The organism is Buchnera aphidicola (Thelaxes suberi) (assembly GCF_964059005.1).
Lineage (GTDB): Bacteria > Pseudomonadota > Gammaproteobacteria > Enterobacterales > Enterobacteriaceae > Buchnera_I > Buchnera_I aphidicola_C.
Map to the genome: position 1 here is coordinate 382,398 of NZ_OZ060389.1, position 19,813 is coordinate 402,210.

Here is a 19,813-nt window from a genome sequence, read left to right on the forward strand (position 1 = left end):
TTGCATTAAAATAAATTAGATAAAAAGTATATCATACAAGAGACTAAATACATGCATACAGAACTACGAAATATAGCTATTATTGCACATGTTGATCACGGTAAAACTACTTTAGTAGATAAATTATTAGAACAATCAAATAATTTAAAATATCAAAAAACACAATTAAATCGTGCTATGGATTCTAATATATTAGAAAAGGAGAGAGGTATTACAATAACTTCAAAACATGCAGCTTTGTTTTGGAAAAATTACAGAATTAATATCATTGATACTCCTGGCCATGCTGATTTTGGAGGGGAAGTTGAACGAGTAATGTCTATGGTTGATTCAGTACTATTAATTATTGATGCAATAGATGGACCCATGCCTCAAACGCGATTTGTTACACAAAAAGCTTTTAATTACAATATTCAACCAATTGTTGTAATTAATAAAATTGATAGAGAAAATGCACGACCTGAATGGGTTTTAGATCAAGTATTGGATTTATTTATTAACTTAAATGCAAACGATAATCAGCTTGACTTTCCAGTCGTATATACCTCAGCAATAAAAGGTATATCAGGATTTGATTTAAATAACATGAAAAGTAACATGGATTCACTGTTTGAAACAATAATCAAATTTTCACCCTCTCCTCAAGTTAATCCTAAGGGTGATTTTAAAATGCAAATTTCGCAACTAGATTATGACAATTATTTAGGAACGATAGGAATTGGAAAAATACAAGAAGGAAGTGTAAAAATTAATCAGCAAATTAATATTATTAATACAGAAAATTTCGTTTATCAAAGTAAAATTAACAAAATTTTAAATTATGTAGGATTAGAAAGACAGGAAAGTCAACTAGCACAAGCAGGAGATATTATTGGAATAACTGGTCCAAATATAATTAATGTTTCTGATACTATATGTGATATAAATAATGTTATTCCTTTTCCAAAACTAAAAGTTGATAAACCTACTGTTAAAATGTTTATGTCAGTTAATACCTCTCCATTTTGTGGAAAAGAAGGAAAATTTGTTACATCTAGACAAATTTATAAACGTTTGAAAAAAGAAGAAAAACATAATATTGCTTTAAAAGTTGAAGAAACTAATAATGCTAATGTATTCTGCGTTTCTGGAAGAGGTGAATTACATTTATCAATACTAATTGAAAATATGAGAAGAGAAGGATTTGAAATAGCAGTTTCTCGTCCAAATGTAATTTTTAAAAAAAAAAATGATATAGAAAAAGAACCGTACGAAAATGTTACATTAGATATAGAATCAATCCATCAAGGATTATTAATGCAATTATTAGGAGAAAGAAAGGGAAAAATTATAGACATCTCTCCTATAATCAATAATAGAATCAGATTAAATTACATACTTTCTAGTCGATCTTTAATAGGTTTTAGAAATGAATTTTTAACAATTACATCTGGTACTGGTTTATTTTATGCGGCTTTTAGTCATTATGATCTTGTTCAAGATAACAATATTGGACAAAGAAAAAATGGAGTATTAATTGCAAATAAAACGGGAATCGCGGTGTCATTTGCTTTATTTCATTTACAAGAAAGGGGGAAAATTTTTTTAAATCATGGTGAAAAAGTATACGAAGGTCAAATTATTGGAATACATAATAGAAATAATGATTTAACCGTTAATTGTTTGACTGGCAAAAAATTAACTAATATGCGAGCTTCCGGTTCTGATGAAGCTATTATGTTAGTTCCTCCAATAAAAATGAGTCTTGAACAAGCAATTGGTTTTATTAATGATGATGAATTAATAGAAGTCACACCTAATTCTATTCGATTACGGAAAAGATTTTTAACAGAAACTGAAAGAAAAAAATTTAGTAAAAAAAATAAATCGTGTTAAAATATTTGGATAGATAAAATCTATCCTTTATATATAAAAATATAAAAAATTTTAATTAATGTATTTATATAAAAAAAAATTATTTATTTTAAATATTTATTTAATACAACATAAAGATTTAATTAATTCATCAATATTATATTTTTGATAATATAATGATAATCGATGAGAAATAATAATACTTTTTAAATCAGATACTGCTTTTGTAAAATTGTCGTTAACAATTAAATAATCATATTCTTTGTAATGACTTATTTCAAAAACCGCTTTTTTTATTCTATGTTTAATATCAAGATCTGTATTTTGACCTCTTTTTTTCAAACGATTATATAATTCTAATTTAGAAGGGGGAAGTATAAAAATACTGATAGAATGAGAGAAATAATTTCTTATTTGTCGAGCTCCTTGCCAATCTATATCTAAAATTACATCATTTCCTTCTGATAACATTTTTTCAATTAAAATACGAGAAGTTCCATAATAATTATTAAAAACAACAGCATATTCTAAAAATATATTCTTATTAATCATTGTTTCAAATTTTTTTTTAGAAATAAAATAATAATGTTGTCCTTCTTTTTCTCCTGGACGCATACTACGAGTAGTATAAGAAATAGATGATCGTGCATTAAATCCCCATTTCGTTGATAAAAAAGAAGATATTAAGCTTGATTTTCCTGTTCCACTAGGTGCTGAAATTATAAAACATATTCCGGATTTTATCATTTTTCTAATAAATATTTTAAAAAGGGTTATATGAAATACGGAATAAAAATATTATAAAAAATAATATTATTAAAATATTTTATTTATTTTAAAATAAATTTTTTCTAAACCTTCTACTCTAAATATTTTTTTTTTATCTAAATTATTTTTTAAAATACATTGTATCCAAATTTTATTCTGTTTCGTAAAAGAAACAGCTAATACTTTACCAGCTATTAACCAATTAAAATTTTCTTGATATTCTACACATTTTCTTTGAAAATAAAAAAAATCTGTTGTCTGATGAACAGGTAATATGCATGTCATACTTTTTAACCAAAATAATGAATATTTTACTTTAGATTTAAATTTTAATCTGGCTATTGCTTCCTGTCCATAATAGCATCCCTTATCAAAATCAATACCTTTTAAAGATTCTAAATTAGTATGTAAAGCAATGATTTTAGAACAATTTTTTTTATCTATAATTGGGAATCCAGAATCAATTGCATAACTTAACCATATGTTATTTAATATTTTTTCGTTACATGATTTTATTTTTATATTAAAATTATATAATTTATTTTTTTTTATTAATATTAAAAATCGATTTTTTTTTCTTTCTAAACGTAAAATCATTCCATATTCAAAAATATTTATACTATCTTTTGTATTTGTAACTTTTATTTTAAAACAACTATAAATTTGTTGATCAGTATACCCTTGAATACCTAATATAAAATAATTAGTTTCTTCAGAAATATTAACTTTAGAAAACATTGCATATCTTTTTAATTCATTGATTTGATATTCTGTTACGCTTTTTCTTTGTATATAAGCATATCCTTTTTGGAAAGGAAAAATAATCAAAATACTGATTACTTTACCATAAATATTACAATGCGAACCAATCATATAAGTATTATTATGTATATTTTTTATATTGATAGATAACATATTTTGTAAAAAATTTTTTGATTCAATGCCTTGTACTGAAACACATGACCAATCAGTAAGATGAGTACAATCAACTACTGTATTATAATTTTTAATTTCATCAAATTTTTTTATCATATATAATTAATATTCTTATTAAATTAATAAATTTTTTATAAAAGACTATTATTAAAAATAAAATTTTAATTTTATTTTTAATAATAATATAAATACAATATTATACTATAAACAATGAGGCAAAACATTATGATAGAAAAAAAATTAATAAAAAAATTACAAGATTTGCAACAACAAGAAAAAATATTAAAGAGGCGTCTTTGAATATAATCATAAGAAAATAAGAATAGAAGAAATTAATATTAAATTATCTAATCCTAAATATTGGGATAATCCAAGTATTACCTATAATTTGTATAAAGAAAAGCAAAAAATAGAAAAAATAGTATTAAGCTTAAAAAAGATAAGTAGTATAATAAAAAAAAACATGGTTTTAATTCAAAAAAATGGTTCAATTAATAATATGCAAAAAAATAATAATATCATCGAATTAGATTTAGAAAAAGTAAATCGTATTATTAAAAAACTTGATTTGTATACTATGTTCCAAAAAAAAACCGATGTTTTAAATTGCTATCTTGATATTCAATCCGGATCAGGGGGGCTAGATGCTCAAAATTGGGCTAAAATACTATTACGCATGTACTTAAAATGGATAAATAAAAAGGGTTTTAAATCATTAATTATTGAAGAAACGGGAAGTGATAGTGATGGAATTAAATCAGCTACTATATATGTATCCGGACCATATGCTTATGGATGGTTGAGAACAGAAACTGGAATTCATCGATTAGTACGACAAAGCCCATTTAATTCTACTAAAAAAAGACACACTTCTTTTTGTTCTATTTTTGTTTATCCAGAAATACAAGATGACAAAAAAAAAATAAATATCAAAAATAATGAATTAAGAATAGATGTATACAGATCCTCAGGAGCAGGAGGTCAACATGTTAATAAGACCGAATCTGCGGTACGTATTACTCATATTCCTACCGGTATTGTGACACAATCTCAAAATGACCGATCTCAACATAAAAACAAAAATCAAGCATTAAAACAAATGATTTCTAAACTAAATCAATTAGACATACAAAACCAAAATATTAAAAAAAAAATATCAGAAAAATCAAAAGCAGATATCAGATGGGGTAATCAAATAAGATCATATATTTTAGATGACGCTCGCATTAAAGATATAAGAACAGGAATAGAAACAACAAATATTCAAGAAGTACTTAATGGAAATTTAGACCAATTTATTATAAGCAGTTTAAAAATTGGATTATGAGGATTAATATTATATGAAAGAAAAAAAAGTTATCTGCACTAATGATAAAGAAAATAAACATAAAGAAATGGAAATAAGGAAATTAAAATTATATAAAATGAAAAAAAAAGGATTTAATTTTCCTAATCATTTTAAACCTAATAATACCATTAAAAATATAAAAAAAAAATATAAAAAATTAACTAAAGAAATAATTAAAGAACTTGCAATTTTTGTACATTTAGCAGGTAGAATAATTTTTAAAAGAATTATGGGTAAAGCATCTTTTTTTACCATACAAGATGCATCTTATAATATACAAATATACTTAAAAAAAAACATATTGTTACATGATAATTATGAAGAACACATATATAATCTTGATATAGGAGATTTTATTGGAATACAAGGACAATTATTTAAAACAAAAACAGATGAATTAACCGTACGATGCACACATTTAATTCTTTTAAATAAATCGATACATCCATTACCAGATAAATTCCATGGTTTAATTAATAAAGAGATAAAATATCGAAAAAGATATATTGATCTAATATCAAGTGCAACACAATTTAGAATATTCGAAAAAAGATTTAAAATAATTGAATTAATTCGTAAATTTATGATAAAAAATAAATTTTTAGAAGTAGAAACTCCTATGTTACACAATATTCCCGGAGGTGCTAATGCTCGTCCATTTACTACGCATCATAATAATTTAAATTCTAAAATGTATTTAAGAATATCTCCAGAATTATATTTAAAAAAATTAATTATCGGAGGTTTTAATAAAATTTTTGAAATGAATAGAAATTTTAGAAATGAAGGAGTTTCAAGCAAACATAATCCTGAATTTACAATGATTGAAATATATCAAACTTATACATCATATAAAGATATGATGATATTAATAGAAAAATTATTTAAATATGTTACTTTAAAAGTATTAAAAAATAATATTATTACATTTAATAATAATAATTTTGATATAAGTAAAAATTTTGAAGTTTTAACAATGAAAAACGCAATTATTAAATTTAATTCTCAAATAACATTGCAAGATTTAACTAATTATGTAACATTAACAAACATTCTAAATCGATTTGAAATAAAAGTAAAAAAAGAATGGACATTAGAAAAAATACAATCAAAATTATTCGAAGTTGATACTGAAAAAAAAATTATTAATCCTACATTTATTACAGAATATCCTATAGATATATCTCCATTAGCAAGAAAATCTGATAGTAACAATCATTTAACTGATCGATTTGAATTATTTATTGGAGGAATGGAAATAGCAAATGGTTTTTCAGAATTAAATGACTATGAAGACCAAAAAAAAAGATTCGAGTCACAATTAAAAATAAAAAATTTTAAAGACGAAAATGCAAAATTTTTTTATGATCAAGAATATATTACAGCATTAGAATATGGATTACCTCCTACATCAGGATTAGGTATAGGAATTGATCGATTTGTCATGTTATTAACTAATAAAATAAACATTCGTGATGTAATATTATTCCCTACATTAAAAAAATCTGAATAAATTAACTAACTTAGTTTTAAATAATATAATTCATATTATATTTTAAATAAATTAAAGATAAGTAATTTATAGATTACAAAAGCAATTCATATAAAAAATATATAAGGAAATTATGCATAATTTAACACAAAATTATAAATATTCTTTTTCTTCTTGTGAATTATTAAATTTTATTAATAATAATGATACTCCTTTTTGGGTATATGATCACAATATTATTATAAAAAAAATTCAATTATTAAAAAAATTTGATACTATTCGATTTGCTCAAAAAGCTTGTTCCAATATACATATACTAAATATAATGAAGCAAAATGATGTCAAAGTTGATGCTGTTTCTTATGGAGAAATTAAAAGGGCAATATTAGCAGGATTTATTCCTAATAACAACGATATTATTTTTACTTCCGATATTATAGATAAAAAAACCTTATCACTTGTTACAAAACTCAATATACCTGTTAATATTGGGTCTATTGACATGCTACATCAGTTAGGAAAATGTTCTCCTAATCATAAAATATGGATTAGAATCAATCCAGGATTTGGATATGGTCATAATAAGAAAACAAATACAGGAGGAGATAATAGTAAACATGGTATTTTATTTCCTGAACAAACATTAGATATTATAAAGAAATATAATTTTGAATTAGTTGGTATTCATATGCATATAGGTTCTGGAGTAAATTATAAACATTTAAAAAAAGTATGTAATTCTATGTTTCATCAAATATGCACTTTAAATCAAAATATTCAATACATATCTGCAGGAGGAGGATTATCTATTCCCTATAAAACAAATGAAAAAGAAATAGATATAAATAATTATTTCCAAGAATGGAATGAAACAAAAAAAAAAATAGAAAAACGTTTAGGACATTCAATTACTCTGGAAATAGAGCCTGGAAGATTTTTAGTAGCAGAATCAGGAATTCTTGTATGTCAAGTTTATTCGATTAAAAAAACTAATTTATTTAAATTTGTACTAACTGATGCAGGATTTAATGACTTAATGAGGCCTGTAATGTATGGAAGCTATCATTATATTTCTATTATAGCAGGTGATAATAGAAAAATTAATCAAGAAAATTTATATGATACAGTTATTGGGGGGCCATTATGTGAATCTGGAGATATTTTTACTCAAGATAATAATGGTAATATTATGTCTAGAAAATTACCTAAAATTCATGTTGGAGATTATTTAATATTTCATCAAGTAGGAGCATATGGATCTTCAATGTCATCTAATTATAATAGCCGACCATTAATATCTGAATTTTTATTTACAGAAAAAAAATTCAAACAAATAAGAAGACCACAAAAAATTGAAGATTTAATTCAGCTCGAACAAAAAATATAATTAATTAATTAATATATTGTTTTAAATAAAATTTTAATTTTAAATTTAATTAAAATATTTCTAAATTTTTACATTAATTATTTCAAAAAAAAAAAAAAAAAAAAAAAAAAGATATAAAAAAATGAACATTAAATACTTATTTTTTCATAATATTAATCCTGTCTTTTTTTCTATTGGTTCTATAAAAATTTATTGGTATGGAGTGATGTATGTTATTAGTTTTTTATTTACTTTATACATTAGTAAATGTATAGCATACCGAACAAAAATACTAAAAAAAAAAGAAATAGATTCACTTTTTAATATCGGTTTTATTGGATTGTTAATAGGAGGGAGATTAGGACATGTTATTTTTTATGATAATGATTATTTTTATAAAAATTATTGGTCTATTTTAAAGATATGGGAAGGAGGCATGTCATTTCATGGAGCGTTAATAGGAATAATTATTTCTTTATTCTATTTTTCTAAAAAATACAATAAAAAATTTTTTGCAATTACTGATTTTATTGCTCCATTAGCTCCTTATGGAATTGCTAACGGTAGAATAGGCAATTTTATTAATGGAGAATTATGGGGAAAAGTTACAAATCATACCCCTTTTGCTGTGCTTTTTCCTCAATCACATAATGCAGACCTAATATTTATAAAAAGTCATCCTATTTTTCAAAATATTATGAATAAATGGCATTCGTTACCTCGTCATCCTTCTCAATTATATGAATTCTTTTTTGAAGGAATAATATTATTATTAATATTAAATTTATTAAAAAAAATAAAAACACCATATGGTTTTATTTCCTCATGTTTTTTAATATTTTATGGTATTTTTCGAATAATTATGGAATATTTTCGAGATCCTGATTATATTATATATTTTAATTCATTAGAAATTACTGCAGGTCAAATGTTATCTTTACCTATGATAATATTAGGTTTTTGTATCTTAATAAAAATTTTTTGTTTAAAAAATAAAAAATAGTCATAGATAGTTAAAAAAATTACATAAAAAAAAGAAAAACAAAAAAAATGAAAAAATTTTTTATAAAAACATGGGGATGTCAAATGAATGAATACGACTCCTCTATTATTATTAATTTACTGCATCAAAATAACAATTTTGTGCTTACAACATCAGAAAAAGAAGCTGACATTTTAATTTTGAATACATGTTCTATACGTAATAAATCACAAGAAAAAGTTTTTGACCAATTAGGTAGATGGAAAAAATTAAAAAAAAAAAAACCATACCTAATCATTGCTGTCGGAGGATGTGTTGCACAACAAGAAGGAGTGAATATCTATAAAAGAGCAAATTATGTAAATATTATTTTTGGGCCTAAAACTTTACATAGACTACCAAATATGATTTATAATTATACAAACAAATTAATTATTGATATAAATTGTAAAGAAATAAAAAAATTTGATTTTATTCAACCACAGCATATTTCTCCAATTACTAAATTAGTTTCAATAATGGAAGGATGTAATAAATTTTGTTCTTTTTGTATAGTTCCTTATACAAGAGGAAAAGAAATTAATCGTCCTTACAAAGATATTTTGAAAGAAATTAATGAAGCAAGTCAAACAGGATCCAAAGAAGTGATTTTACTAGGTCAAAATGTTAATGCTTATAAATATTATGTATCTGACAATAAAATTATAAATTTTGCAAAATTATTAAGATTAATTGCTAAAATAAATAATATAAAACGTATTCGATTTATTACTAGTTACCCAACTGATATGACTGATGAATTAATAGAAACTTATCGGGATATAAAAAAAATTGTTAGTTTTTTACATTTACCAGTACAAAGTGGTTCAAATCGTATATTAAAAATGATGAAAAGAAGATATAATATTAATGAATATAAAAAAATAATCAGCAAGCTTATCAAAGCAAGAAATAATATTCAAATAAGCTCTGATTTTATCATTGGTTTTCCTGGAGAAACAAATCAAGATTTTGAAGAAACAATAAATTTTATTCAAGATATTAATTTTGATATGAGTTTTAGTTTCTTATATTCTCCTAGACCTGGAACTCCAGCATCAAAATTACATGATTTAATTGATATTCAAGAAAAAAAGAAACGGCTTTTTATATTACAGCAACAAATTAATAAACAAACATTATATTGGAGTAATAAAATGCTTGATACTATTCAAATGGTATTAGTGCATGGGCCTTCTAAAAAAGATAAAACAAAATTATGTGGATATACAGAAAATAATAGAACTGTTCATTTTCATGGTTTTTATAATATGATTGGAAAAATAGTTCCCATTAAAATAAAAAAAATAAGTTGTTATAATCTAGAAGGTGAAATAATTAATTAATTATCACAATATATACACAAAAAAATAGTACCAAATAAGTTTAAAAAACATTATGATTATTCTTACACTACAAATTGTAAATTCTTCATGTTGTTATATTCCCTCTAAAAAAAAATTTGTGCAATGGATAAAAAAAATTTTTTTAGAAAATAAAAATTTTTTTATTACAGTTCGTATAGTTAATAAACGTGAAATTCAAAAATTAAATTTAAAATATAGGAAGATTAATAAACCAACAAACGTTCTTTCCTTCCCTTATAATATTGAATTAAATTATAATGAAACATTTATTGGGGATTTAGTACTATGTAGCGAAATTATTTTTGAGGAATCAAAAAAATTGAATGTAACGATATTATCGCATTGGGCTCACATAAGTATTCATGGAATATTACATTTAATCGGATATACTCATGATAATGAAATAAATCATAAAAAAATGAAAAATATCGAAAGTAAAATAATGATTGATTTAGGATATAAAAATCCTTATAAATAATAAAATTATATTTAAATGAACATATTTAATCATATAGTTAAAATCATTAATTCTTAATTATAATAAAAGGATAAAAAATAAAACCACAATGAGCAATGATCATGCAGAATATGAGAATAAAGAATCTAATAAAAAGGGTTTTTTTTCTTTTTTAAAAGAAAAATTTTTTAATAAAAAACCAAAAAATAAAAAAGATGTATTGTATGTAATACATAATTCTGAAAAAAAAGAATTAATAGACCCAACTATAAAAAATATGTTAACAGGAATTATGAGCATTACTAAACAGAAAGTTAAAGAAATTATGATTCCGCGTTCACAAATGATTACATTAGATATTAATCATAATCTTCAACAATGCTTAGATATTATCATCCAATCTGCTCATTCAAGATTTCCAGTCATGAACGCAGAAAAAAATGATGTAAAAGGCTTTTTAATGGCAAAAGATTTGCTTCCATTTATAAAAAATAAATCTGAAACATTTTCAATAAAGAAAATCTTAAGACCTGCTGTTATTGTTCCAGAAAGTAAAAATGTTGATAGTATGCTTAAAGAATTTCGATTAAGAAGATTTCATATAGCAATAGTTATAGATGAATTTGGAACTTTATCCGGTTTGATTACCATAGAAGATGTTTTAGAATTAATAGTAGGAGAAATCGAAGATGAATACGATAGAAAAAATGAGATAAACATTCAACCTATCGATAATAACACTTTTTCTATAAGCGCGCTAACTGAAACAAAAGAATTTAATGAAAAATTTAAAACATGTTTTGGTAATCATAAAGTAGATACTGTAGGAGGATTTATTATGCAAGCTTTTGGAAGAATACCAAAAAAAAACGAAATTATTAATATTAATCAATTTCAATTTAAGGTAATAAAAGTAAATAGTCGAAGAATTGTACAATTACAACTAAAAATAAATAAAAACAAAGAAACAAATACAAATATAATAAAAAATCTTTAAAAAACCCAATTTGTTAATAATAATATTAAAAATTTTATATCAATAAATTGATTTATAAAAATTTATTTAATTTTTAAAATTACATAAATTAAAATAACCATTATTCAAATAGATAAAAATTAAAAATGATAGAAGAAGTATATAATTATAAAAAAATAGAAAAATATGTTCAAAAATACTGGATAAACAGTAAAATATTCAATACTCAGATAAATAATAATAAAAAAAAATATTACTGTTTATCCATGCTGCCTTATCCTTCAGGCAATTTACATATGGGACATGTTCGAAATTATACTATTAGTGATGTTATAGCTCGTTATCAAAGAATGATAGGAAAAAATGTATTGCATCCTATAGGTTGGGATGCTTTTGGTTTACCAGCTGAAGAAGCTGCAATCAAGCATAAACTTGATCCCCAACAATGGACTCAAAAAAATATTCAATTAATGAAGAAACAGTTGTGTTCATTAGGATATAGTTATGATTGGAATAAAGAAATCAATACTTCCGATCCAAAATACTATAAATGGGAACAGTGGTTTTTTATACAACTATATAAAAAAAAACTTGTTTATAAAAAAAAAGAAGAAGTCTTTTGGTGTTCTTATGACCAAACGGTATTGGCAAATGAACAAGTCATTAATGGAACATGTTGGCGTTGTCAAAATACTGTATCTAAAAAATATATATCCCAATGGTTTTTAAAAATTACTAATTATGCAGAAGAGCTACTAAACGAATTAAAAAATCTACATGAATGGCCTAAAAAAGTAATTCGTATGCAAGAAAAATGGATTGGTAAATCTCAAGGTATAGAAATTTTATTTAACATAGAAGATTACAATAATGAAAAAATTAAAATATTTACTACAAAACCCGAAACTATAATGGAAGTAACATTTCTTTCATTATCACCTTTGCATAATTTTATTAAAAAAATATCTAAAAAACACGATTTTATTAACAAATTTTTAAAAAAAATTAAAAAAATTAATATTTTAAAATCTACAAAAGAAGAACATAACTACATAGGTTTAAACACTAATATTTTTGCAATACACCCAATAACAAATAAAAAAATACCTATATGGATAGCAAATTTTGTTAAACAAGATTTCGGAACCGGAGCTGTAATGTCTGTTCCTAATGATAATTATAGTAAAATTGATTATTTATTTGCTTTAAAAAATAACATAAGTATTAAAACAAATACGGTTTTAAGCAAAGGAAATGAAATAAATATAAATCATAATATTGTATCTAAAAAAAGTCTATTTAATAATGATAAAAATTCAGATAGTTTAACATGTACCAAAAATAATGAAAATGCAATAAAAATTTTATTAGAAAAAAAAATCGCTAAAAAGAAAACTTTTTTTAGAATTAAAGATTGGAATATTTCTAGACAAAGATATTGGGGAACTCCAATTCCAATTGCAACTACAAATACAGGTGAAAAAATAACTATTCCTGAAAATCAACTACCTGTTTTACTACCTTATGACGATAGATTTGAAGAAAATAATAGCTTTAATTTACTTAAAGAAAATAAATCATGGATAAATATTGAAATTAATGGAGTGAAAGCAAAAAGAGAAACTGATACTTTCGATACATTTATGGAATCTTCTTGGTACTATATAAGATATACTAACCCTCATTTTGAAAAAAATATGGTCGATTCTGAAGCAGTACAATATTGGTTGCCTGTAGATCAATATATTGGAGGAATAGAACATGCAACCATGCATTTATTATATTTTCGTTTTTTTCATAAATTATTACGTGATTTCAAATTAATACAATGTAATGAACCAGTAAAAAAATTAATATGCCAAGGTATGGTACTATCTGATACTTTTTACTATATTGATACAAATAAAAGAAAACACTGGGTTCACTTTAACAAGGTAAAAAAAATACAATGTAATGAATTACAAACAAAATACGTACTTAAAAAAAATAATATTGAAGTAAAATATATCGGTAAAACAAAAATGTCAAAATCAAAAAATAATGGTGTTGATCCTGCGTTAATGATTAAAAAATATGGAGCCGATACAATACGATTATTTATGATGTTTGCATCACCTGTAGAAAACGCATTAGAATGGAAAGAAAATGGAGTACAAGGCATTTTTCGATTTTTAAATAGACTTTGGAAATTAGTTTATTTAAATCAAAATTTAAAAATAAAATTATATGAATTAAAATATAATCAACTTACTTTATATGAAAAAGAATTATTATCAGATATGCATCTTACTATTATGAAAGTATCTGAAAATATGCATAATTCGAAATGTTTTAATACTACTATTTCTAGTATTATGGTTTTAGTAAAAAAAATAGAATCTTTTAATATTAATAGTAAGTATAGTCTATCAATAAAATATCTATGTTTAACTAATATAGTTAAAATGTTATATCCATTTACCCCCCATATTTGTTTTGTTATGTGGGAAAAATTTTTAACACAAACGCAATCAAAAAATATAGATTTTGAACAATGGCCTCGTTATAATACTAAATATATTATTAAATCATCAATACTAGTTATTCAAATTAATGGTAAAAAAAAAGCTGAATTAAAATTAACAACAAATCTTTCAAAAAATGAAATTTTGAAAGAATTACAAAATAACCCTAAATTAAAAATATATTTAAAAGAAAAAAAAATAAATAAAATTGTCTTTATTAGAGATAAAATATTTAATATAGTTATAAAAAAATAATATTTTATTGTATATAAAATACATACAGAAACGTGATAAAATATCAACAATTAATTTTATATACATCTAATTAAATACTTTAATAGTAAACAGGTAAAAATATTAATGAAAAATATTGAATATTCTGATATACAAAATTTTTCTTTTGAAAAAAAAAAATATTTTTATTATTTTATATTTGGAAATAATAAATTTTTAACATATGAATGTAAGCAACATATTTTAAAAAAATATAAAAAATATTATTTTACCAAAAAATTATGTATTTCTTATAAACAAACAAAAGATCTAGATAAAGTATTAGAAAAATTACAAGAAGATGACTTTTTTAATAAAGTTAAAATAATAATGATTGATATTCATGTTTATTCTTATTCTCATAAAGAACATGAAAAAATAAAAAAAATTTTCTGTTACATAAATAAAAACAATATTTTAATCGCGTATTCTTCAATTAGTAATATAGGAATAAAAAATATATGGATACAAGATAAGGATCAAATAAATGGTATAATTATTAATTGTAATACTTTTAATCAAGTAAAAACATTAAAATGGTTAGATTATATTGCTAAAAAAAACGAAAAAATAATTACAAAAACAGCAAAAAATTTTTTGTATTATGCTTATAAAGGAAATCTATTATTTTTAAAAAAACACTTAGAAATTATTTTTTTAGTATATTTTCAAAAACAGCAAAAAATTACATATTTTAACTTAAAAAAAATAACTCAAGAAAATATTGAATCAAACGCTTTTGAATGGATAGATTGTTTATTTAAAGGCAATAAAATAGATAGTTTTAATCTTTTAAAAAAATTAAATAATAATAATTTTTATCCATTATATATTATTCGTAATTTACAAAAAGATTTATTAATTTTATTTGAAATGAAACAAAAAAATATAATTAATAGTAATTTTTTGTTGCAAAAAAAAATATGGAAAATAAGACATCAAGAATTTTTCCGAGTACTCAAGCATAACGATATAAATAATTTATTAAAAATTATAAATTTGTTGTATATTGCAGAAATATCAGAAAAACGAAATAAAAAAAAATATACTTGGGATGCTTTACAGCGTATTATTTTATACTTAAATTAAATTTAATATTTCCTGTGTTTATAAAAAAATTTTTATTTTTAAATTAAACGTTAAATTATGAATAAATTATATGCAATTTTAGGCGGAACTTTTGATCCAATTCATTACGGTCATATTTTGTTATCAAAAGAAATAATTAAAAAACTTTCATTAAAAAAATTATTTTTATTACCTAATGAAAACCCACCTCATAAAAACCATATTATTACCCCAATATTACATCGCATAAATATGATAAAATTAGCAATATTAGACATTCCACATATTGAAATTAATTACACTGAAATAAATCAGAATAATAATAAACATTATAGCATTAATACATTAAAAAAAATACGTAAACAAATTGGTTATACACTTCCTATAGCTCTTATTATAGGAAATGATAACTTAATTAATTTTAAAAAATGGAATCAATGGAACAAAATATTAAAATTTAGTCATATTATTGTATTACAAAGAAATAATGAACAAGTAAAAACAATAGATAATGAAATTAATACCTTCATTACTAATAATACTGTAAAAAATATAAATTTTTTACAACAACAACCACAAGGACATATATTTTTTTTTAAAAATACGATTATCAATATATCTTCTACAAAAATTAGAAAAAATATTAAAATTAGAAAAAAATATTCGCATTTAATACCAAAATCTGTTAATGATTACATAAAAAAAAATAAATTATACATAAATTCTCGTTTTAATATAAATAATAAAATTATAATTACAAATAATGAATAACAATAAAAATTTTATCAATTATACTATTTTTTTAAATTTAATTAGTTTAAAATGCCCTATGCCAATTATAAAATTAAAATTTGTATTAAGAGCAATGAAAAAAAAAGAAAAATTACTTGTTTTATCTGATGATATATATAGTAAAAGAGAAATTTTATTTTTTTGTAATTGTATGGATTATAAAATTATTTATTTATTAGAAAAAAATAATTTTTTACAATATTTAATAAAAAAATAAAATTAACAAAATACTAAGCTAATATTTTGTTAAAGATATAATATATGTAAATTATATTAATAATTTTAACATACGTCTTAAGGGTTCCGCAGCCCCCCATAATAATTGATCTCCTACAGAAAAAATAGAAATATGTTTATTGCTAATGCTTAATTTTCTTATTCTTCCAGTAGGAATAAATAAAGTTCCAGAAACATGAACAGGAGATAAATATTTCTTACTATTTTTTTCATTATTTCTAATAATTTGAATCCACTTATTGTTATTTAACAATATTTCTTCTATATTTTTTATAGTAATATTTTTTTTTAATTTTATCGTAAAAGATTGACTGTGACATCTTAAAACTCCTATTCGCACACATATCCCATCAATTGGTATAAATACAGAAGTATTTAATATTTTATTTGTTTCTACTCCTATTTTCCATTCTTCTCGAGTTTGACCATGTTCCATTGGAATATCAATCCACGGAATTAAACTTCCTATCAATGGAACTTTAAAATTTTCTCTGGGAAAAGTGTTACTTTTAGTAATATGTGTAACTTTTTTTTCTATATCCAATATAGACAAAGATGTATTTAATAAATCCTTTTGAATAAAATCAGATACTGTTTTCATCTGATGGAGCATTTCTAATATATATTTAGATCCTGCTCCAGAAGCAGCTTGATATGTTGAAACATTAATCGAGTCTATTAAATTCTCTTTAAATAATCCTCCTAATGCTAATAACATTAAGCTAACAGTACAATTACCACCAACAAAAGTTTTGATACCACAATTAATAGACTGAATAATATAATCCTTGTTAATTGGATCTAAAACTATTACAGAATCAGTATGCATTCTTAAAGTAGAAGCAGCATCAATCCAAAAACCTTTCCATCCTGATTTTCTTAAATCAAAGTACATTTTTTCTGTATAAGATCCTCCTTGACAACTTATTATAATATTCATTTCTTTTAAATGATCTAAAGAATATGCGTCTTGTAAAACTTGATTTTCCAATACATTTAATAATGAAACTTTTTTACCGGATTGAGAAGTTGAAAAAAAAACTGGTTTTATCTTTTCTAAATCCTTCTCTTCATACATACGATTTAATAAAACAGATCCTACCATACCTCTCCATCCAATAAATCCAACAGATTGTTTCATGTAATAGATCCTTTTTTTATACTATTATTAAATATTAAAAACATTTTTTGTAAAAAAAATTATTAATAATATATCTCATCAAATAATTTTTAAAATTATTAAAAAAATTTTAAAATTCATGTTAATAAAAAAAATCATTGTAATGTACAAAACACGTACTAAATAAAAAGTTAATTTTAAAATAAAAACATTTTTATCATGTTATTATTTAAAAATATAAAAATTTATTAAATACTAATTATAGTAAATATACTAATAATCTAATAGACATATTGTCAATTATAAAATTATAGGAAATCGTGATGAAAGAAATAATTTCTAATACTATATTATTAATTCTAATTATGGATCCTTTAGGTAATTTACCAGTTTTTATGTCCACATTAAAACATTTTCATCCTAAAAGACAACGTTTTATTTTAATAAGAGAAATGTTTTTAGCTTTAATTATAATGTTTTTATTTTTATTTGCAGGAGAAAGAATACTTAATATTTTAAATTTAAAAACAGAAACAGTATCTATATCAGGAGGATTAATTTTATTTCTAATAGCTATAAAAATGATTTTTCCATCAGAAGAAATAAAAAAAAACGAAATTATAAAAGAAGAGCCATTCCTTGTTCCATTAGCAGTACCATTAGTAGCAGGGCCGTCTTTATTAGCTACTTTAATGCTGTTAGCTCATCAAAACCACTATAATACTTTATATTTAATTATTGCTTTATTAGTAGCTTGGACTTTTACAGTAATTGTATTATTGCTATCTGAAATATTTTTAAAAATGATGGGACCAGGAAGTATAATTGCTTTAGAGAGATTAATGGGATTAATTTTAATTATGCTAGCAACTCAAATGTTTTTAGATGGAATACAAAATTGGTTTAATTTCTAAAAAAATAAATTATTTTTTTTAAAATTTAATGCTTTATATTGATTTTAAAAAAATATTATTTTTTTAAAATATTAAATATGATACATTAAAATTTATAAAAACTTTATCACAGGTAAACAACTATTATGCTAACAATGAATGAATTAAATTTAAATAATAAACGAGTATTAATTCGATTAGATTTAAATGTTCCAATTCATAATGGAAAAATAACTTCTAATGCTCGTATAAAATCAGTATTACCTACTATACGAATGGCTTCACAAAAAAATGCAAAAGTTATTTTAATGTCTCATTTAGGTCAACCAAAAAAAGAACAATACGAAAAAAAATTTTCATTATGGCCAGTTTTTCAAGAACTACAAAACCAACTAAGTGAACTAAAATTACGTTTTACAGATAATTTTGATGATGTTAATCATCTCGATAATGGAGAGATTTGTTTATTAGAAAATGTAAGATTTAATAAAGGGGAAACAAAAAATAGCACATCATTATCAAAGTTATATGCTAATTTATGTGATATTTTTGTTATGGATGCTTTTGGAAGTGCTCATAGAATACATTCTTCAACATATGGAGTAGCTATGTTTGCACGAATAAAATGTGCCGGTCCTTTATTAATTAATGAAATTAATATTTTAGAAAAAGCTTTAACAAACCCAAAAAGACCTATGGTTGCTATTGTAGGAGGCGCAAAAATTTCTACCAAATTTAATATTTTACATTCTCTAAAAAATATTGCAGATACAATTATTGTAGGAGGTGGTATAGCCAATACATTTATCGCTGTTAATAATGAAGTAGGAAAATCACTTTGTGAAAAAGAATATATTACAGAAGCGAAAAAAATTTTAATGACAAATAAAATCATTATTCCAATCGATTCACGTGTCAGCACTAGCTTTAATAAAGATTCTGTTGCAATATTAAAAAATATCGATGATATTAATCTTAACGAAGAAATTATGGATATCGGAATACAATCAGAAAAAAACATAACTAAAATAATTCTCAACGCAAAAACAATTCTTTGGAATGGACCTTTGGGTGTATTTGAATTTCCTAATTTTTCTCATGGAACAAAAGCTTTAGCTAAAGCTGTATCTAAAAGCGCAGGTTTTTCGATAGCTGGAGGAGGTGATACTATTAATGCAATTGAAAAATTTCAAGTTAAAAAAAATATATCTTATATATCAACTGGAGGTGGATCGTTTTTAAAATTTTTAGAAAAAAAAACTTTACCATGCATCGATATTTTAAAATAAACTAATTAAAATTGTTATTAATTGTTTTTTTTACAAACATAAAAATAGGAAA

General features: G+C 22.6%; 17 protein-coding genes. 14 read left to right on the forward strand and 3 right to left on the reverse strand.

Features of this window, described 5'->3' with window-relative positions; translation table 11 throughout:
* Positions 1-51 precede the first annotated feature (51 nt).
* Positions 52-1,875 carry a translational GTPase TypA gene (typA, locus tag AB4W61_RS01750; RefSeq protein WP_367678809.1) on the forward strand — a complete coding sequence of 608 codons (1,824 nt, stop codon included), beginning with the start codon at positions 52-54 and terminating at the stop codon, positions 1,873-1,875.
* A 96-nt stretch (positions 1,876-1,971) separates the two neighbouring features.
* Here the strand turns inward: typA and gmk are convergent, their stop codons facing one another.
* Together gmk and AB4W61_RS01760 are read right to left on the reverse strand one after the other, a co-directional pair.
* Positions 1,972-2,598, reverse strand: coding sequence for a guanylate kinase (gene gmk / locus AB4W61_RS01755; protein WP_367679163.1), 627 nt, complete (start codon positions 2,596-2,598; stop codon positions 1,972-1,974).
* A gap of 72 nt (positions 2,599-2,670) precedes the next feature.
* Positions 2,671-3,654, reverse strand: a complete 984-nt coding sequence (locus AB4W61_RS01760) for a hypothetical protein (protein WP_367678810.1) — start codon at positions 3,652-3,654, stop codon at positions 2,671-2,673.
* A 129-nt stretch (positions 3,655-3,783) separates the two neighbouring features.
* Here AB4W61_RS01760 and prfB point away from each other — a divergent pair.
* The 11 genes from prfB (at position 3,784) to AB4W61_RS01815 (ending at position 16,439) form a co-directional block, all read left to right on the forward strand.
* A protein-coding gene (gene prfB / locus AB4W61_RS01765; RefSeq protein ID WP_367678811.1) for a peptide chain release factor 2 occupies positions 3,784-4,885 on the forward strand; the annotation gives its coding sequence in 2 pieces (ribosomal slippage) (positions 3,784-3,855 and positions 3,857-4,885; 1,101 coding nt in all).
* A 13-nt stretch (positions 4,886-4,898) separates the two neighbouring features.
* A complete protein-coding gene (gene lysS / locus AB4W61_RS01770) occupies positions 4,899-6,419 on the forward strand; it encodes a lysine--tRNA ligase (protein ID WP_367678812.1) in 1,521 nt (506 codons plus the stop codon).
* 112 nt (positions 6,420-6,531) lie between these two features.
* Positions 6,532-7,785 (forward strand): diaminopimelate decarboxylase, encoded by a 1,254-nt coding sequence (gene lysA, locus AB4W61_RS01775; protein WP_367678813.1) that lies wholly within the window; start codon positions 6,532-6,534, stop codon positions 7,783-7,785.
* A gap of 121 nt (positions 7,786-7,906) precedes the next feature.
* Positions 7,907-8,767, forward strand: a complete 861-nt coding sequence (gene lgt, locus AB4W61_RS01780; protein ID WP_367678814.1) for a prolipoprotein diacylglyceryl transferase — start codon at positions 7,907-7,909, stop codon at positions 8,765-8,767.
* 47 nt (positions 8,768-8,814) lie between these two features.
* A complete protein-coding gene (gene miaB / locus AB4W61_RS01785) occupies positions 8,815-10,131 on the forward strand; it encodes a tRNA (N6-isopentenyl adenosine(37)-C2)-methylthiotransferase MiaB (RefSeq protein ID WP_367678815.1) in 1,317 nt (438 codons plus the stop codon).
* Positions 10,132-10,183: 52 nt separating this feature from the next.
* Positions 10,184-10,630 (forward strand): rRNA maturation RNase YbeY, encoded by a 447-nt coding sequence (gene ybeY / locus AB4W61_RS01790; RefSeq protein ID WP_367678816.1) that lies wholly within the window; start codon positions 10,184-10,186, stop codon positions 10,628-10,630.
* 88 nt (positions 10,631-10,718) lie between these two features.
* Positions 10,719-11,606: a CNNM family magnesium/cobalt transport protein CorC gene (gene corC / locus AB4W61_RS01795; RefSeq protein ID WP_367678817.1), complete on the forward strand. Its 888-nt coding sequence runs from the start codon at positions 10,719-10,721 to the stop codon at positions 11,604-11,606.
* Positions 11,607-11,731: 125 nt separating this feature from the next.
* Positions 11,732-14,344: a leucine--tRNA ligase gene (gene leuS, locus AB4W61_RS01800; RefSeq protein ID WP_367678818.1), complete on the forward strand. Its 2,613-nt coding sequence runs from the start codon at positions 11,732-11,734 to the stop codon at positions 14,342-14,344.
* Positions 14,345-14,449: 105 nt separating this feature from the next.
* On the forward strand, positions 14,450-15,451 hold the full coding sequence (holA, locus tag AB4W61_RS01805) for a DNA polymerase III subunit delta (protein WP_367678819.1): 1,002 nt from the start codon (positions 14,450-14,452) through the stop codon (positions 15,449-15,451).
* Between the two features lie 57 nt (positions 15,452-15,508).
* Positions 15,509-16,201 carry a nicotinate-nucleotide adenylyltransferase gene (nadD, locus tag AB4W61_RS01810; RefSeq protein ID WP_367678820.1) on the forward strand — a complete coding sequence of 231 codons (693 nt, stop codon included), beginning with the start codon at positions 15,509-15,511 and terminating at the stop codon, positions 16,199-16,201.
* Positions 16,194-16,439, forward strand: coding sequence for a sulfurtransferase TusA family protein (locus tag AB4W61_RS01815; RefSeq protein ID WP_367678821.1), 246 nt, complete (start codon positions 16,194-16,196; stop codon positions 16,437-16,439). Before nadD ends, AB4W61_RS01815 begins: the two co-directional genes overlap by 8 nt.
* A 51-nt stretch (positions 16,440-16,490) precedes the next feature.
* Here AB4W61_RS01815 and asd read toward each other — a convergent pair whose 3' ends face one another.
* Entirely contained in the window at positions 16,491-17,600 is a 1,110-nt protein-coding gene (gene asd / locus AB4W61_RS01820; RefSeq protein ID WP_367678822.1) for an aspartate-semialdehyde dehydrogenase, read from the reverse strand.
* Positions 17,601-17,902: 302 nt separating this feature from the next.
* On the opposite strand from asd, the gene AB4W61_RS01825 reads away from it, so the two are divergent.
* Both AB4W61_RS01825 and AB4W61_RS01830 read left to right on the forward strand, forming a co-directional pair.
* Positions 17,903-18,493: a YhgN family NAAT transporter gene (locus tag AB4W61_RS01825; protein WP_367678823.1), complete on the forward strand. Its 591-nt coding sequence runs from the start codon at positions 17,903-17,905 to the stop codon at positions 18,491-18,493.
* A 125-nt stretch (positions 18,494-18,618) separates the two neighbouring features.
* Complete coding sequence (locus AB4W61_RS01830) at positions 18,619-19,761, forward strand: phosphoglycerate kinase (protein ID WP_367678824.1); 1,143 nt, start codon at positions 18,619-18,621, stop codon at positions 19,759-19,761.
* The last annotated feature ends 52 nt before the right edge of the window (positions 19,762-19,813 follow it).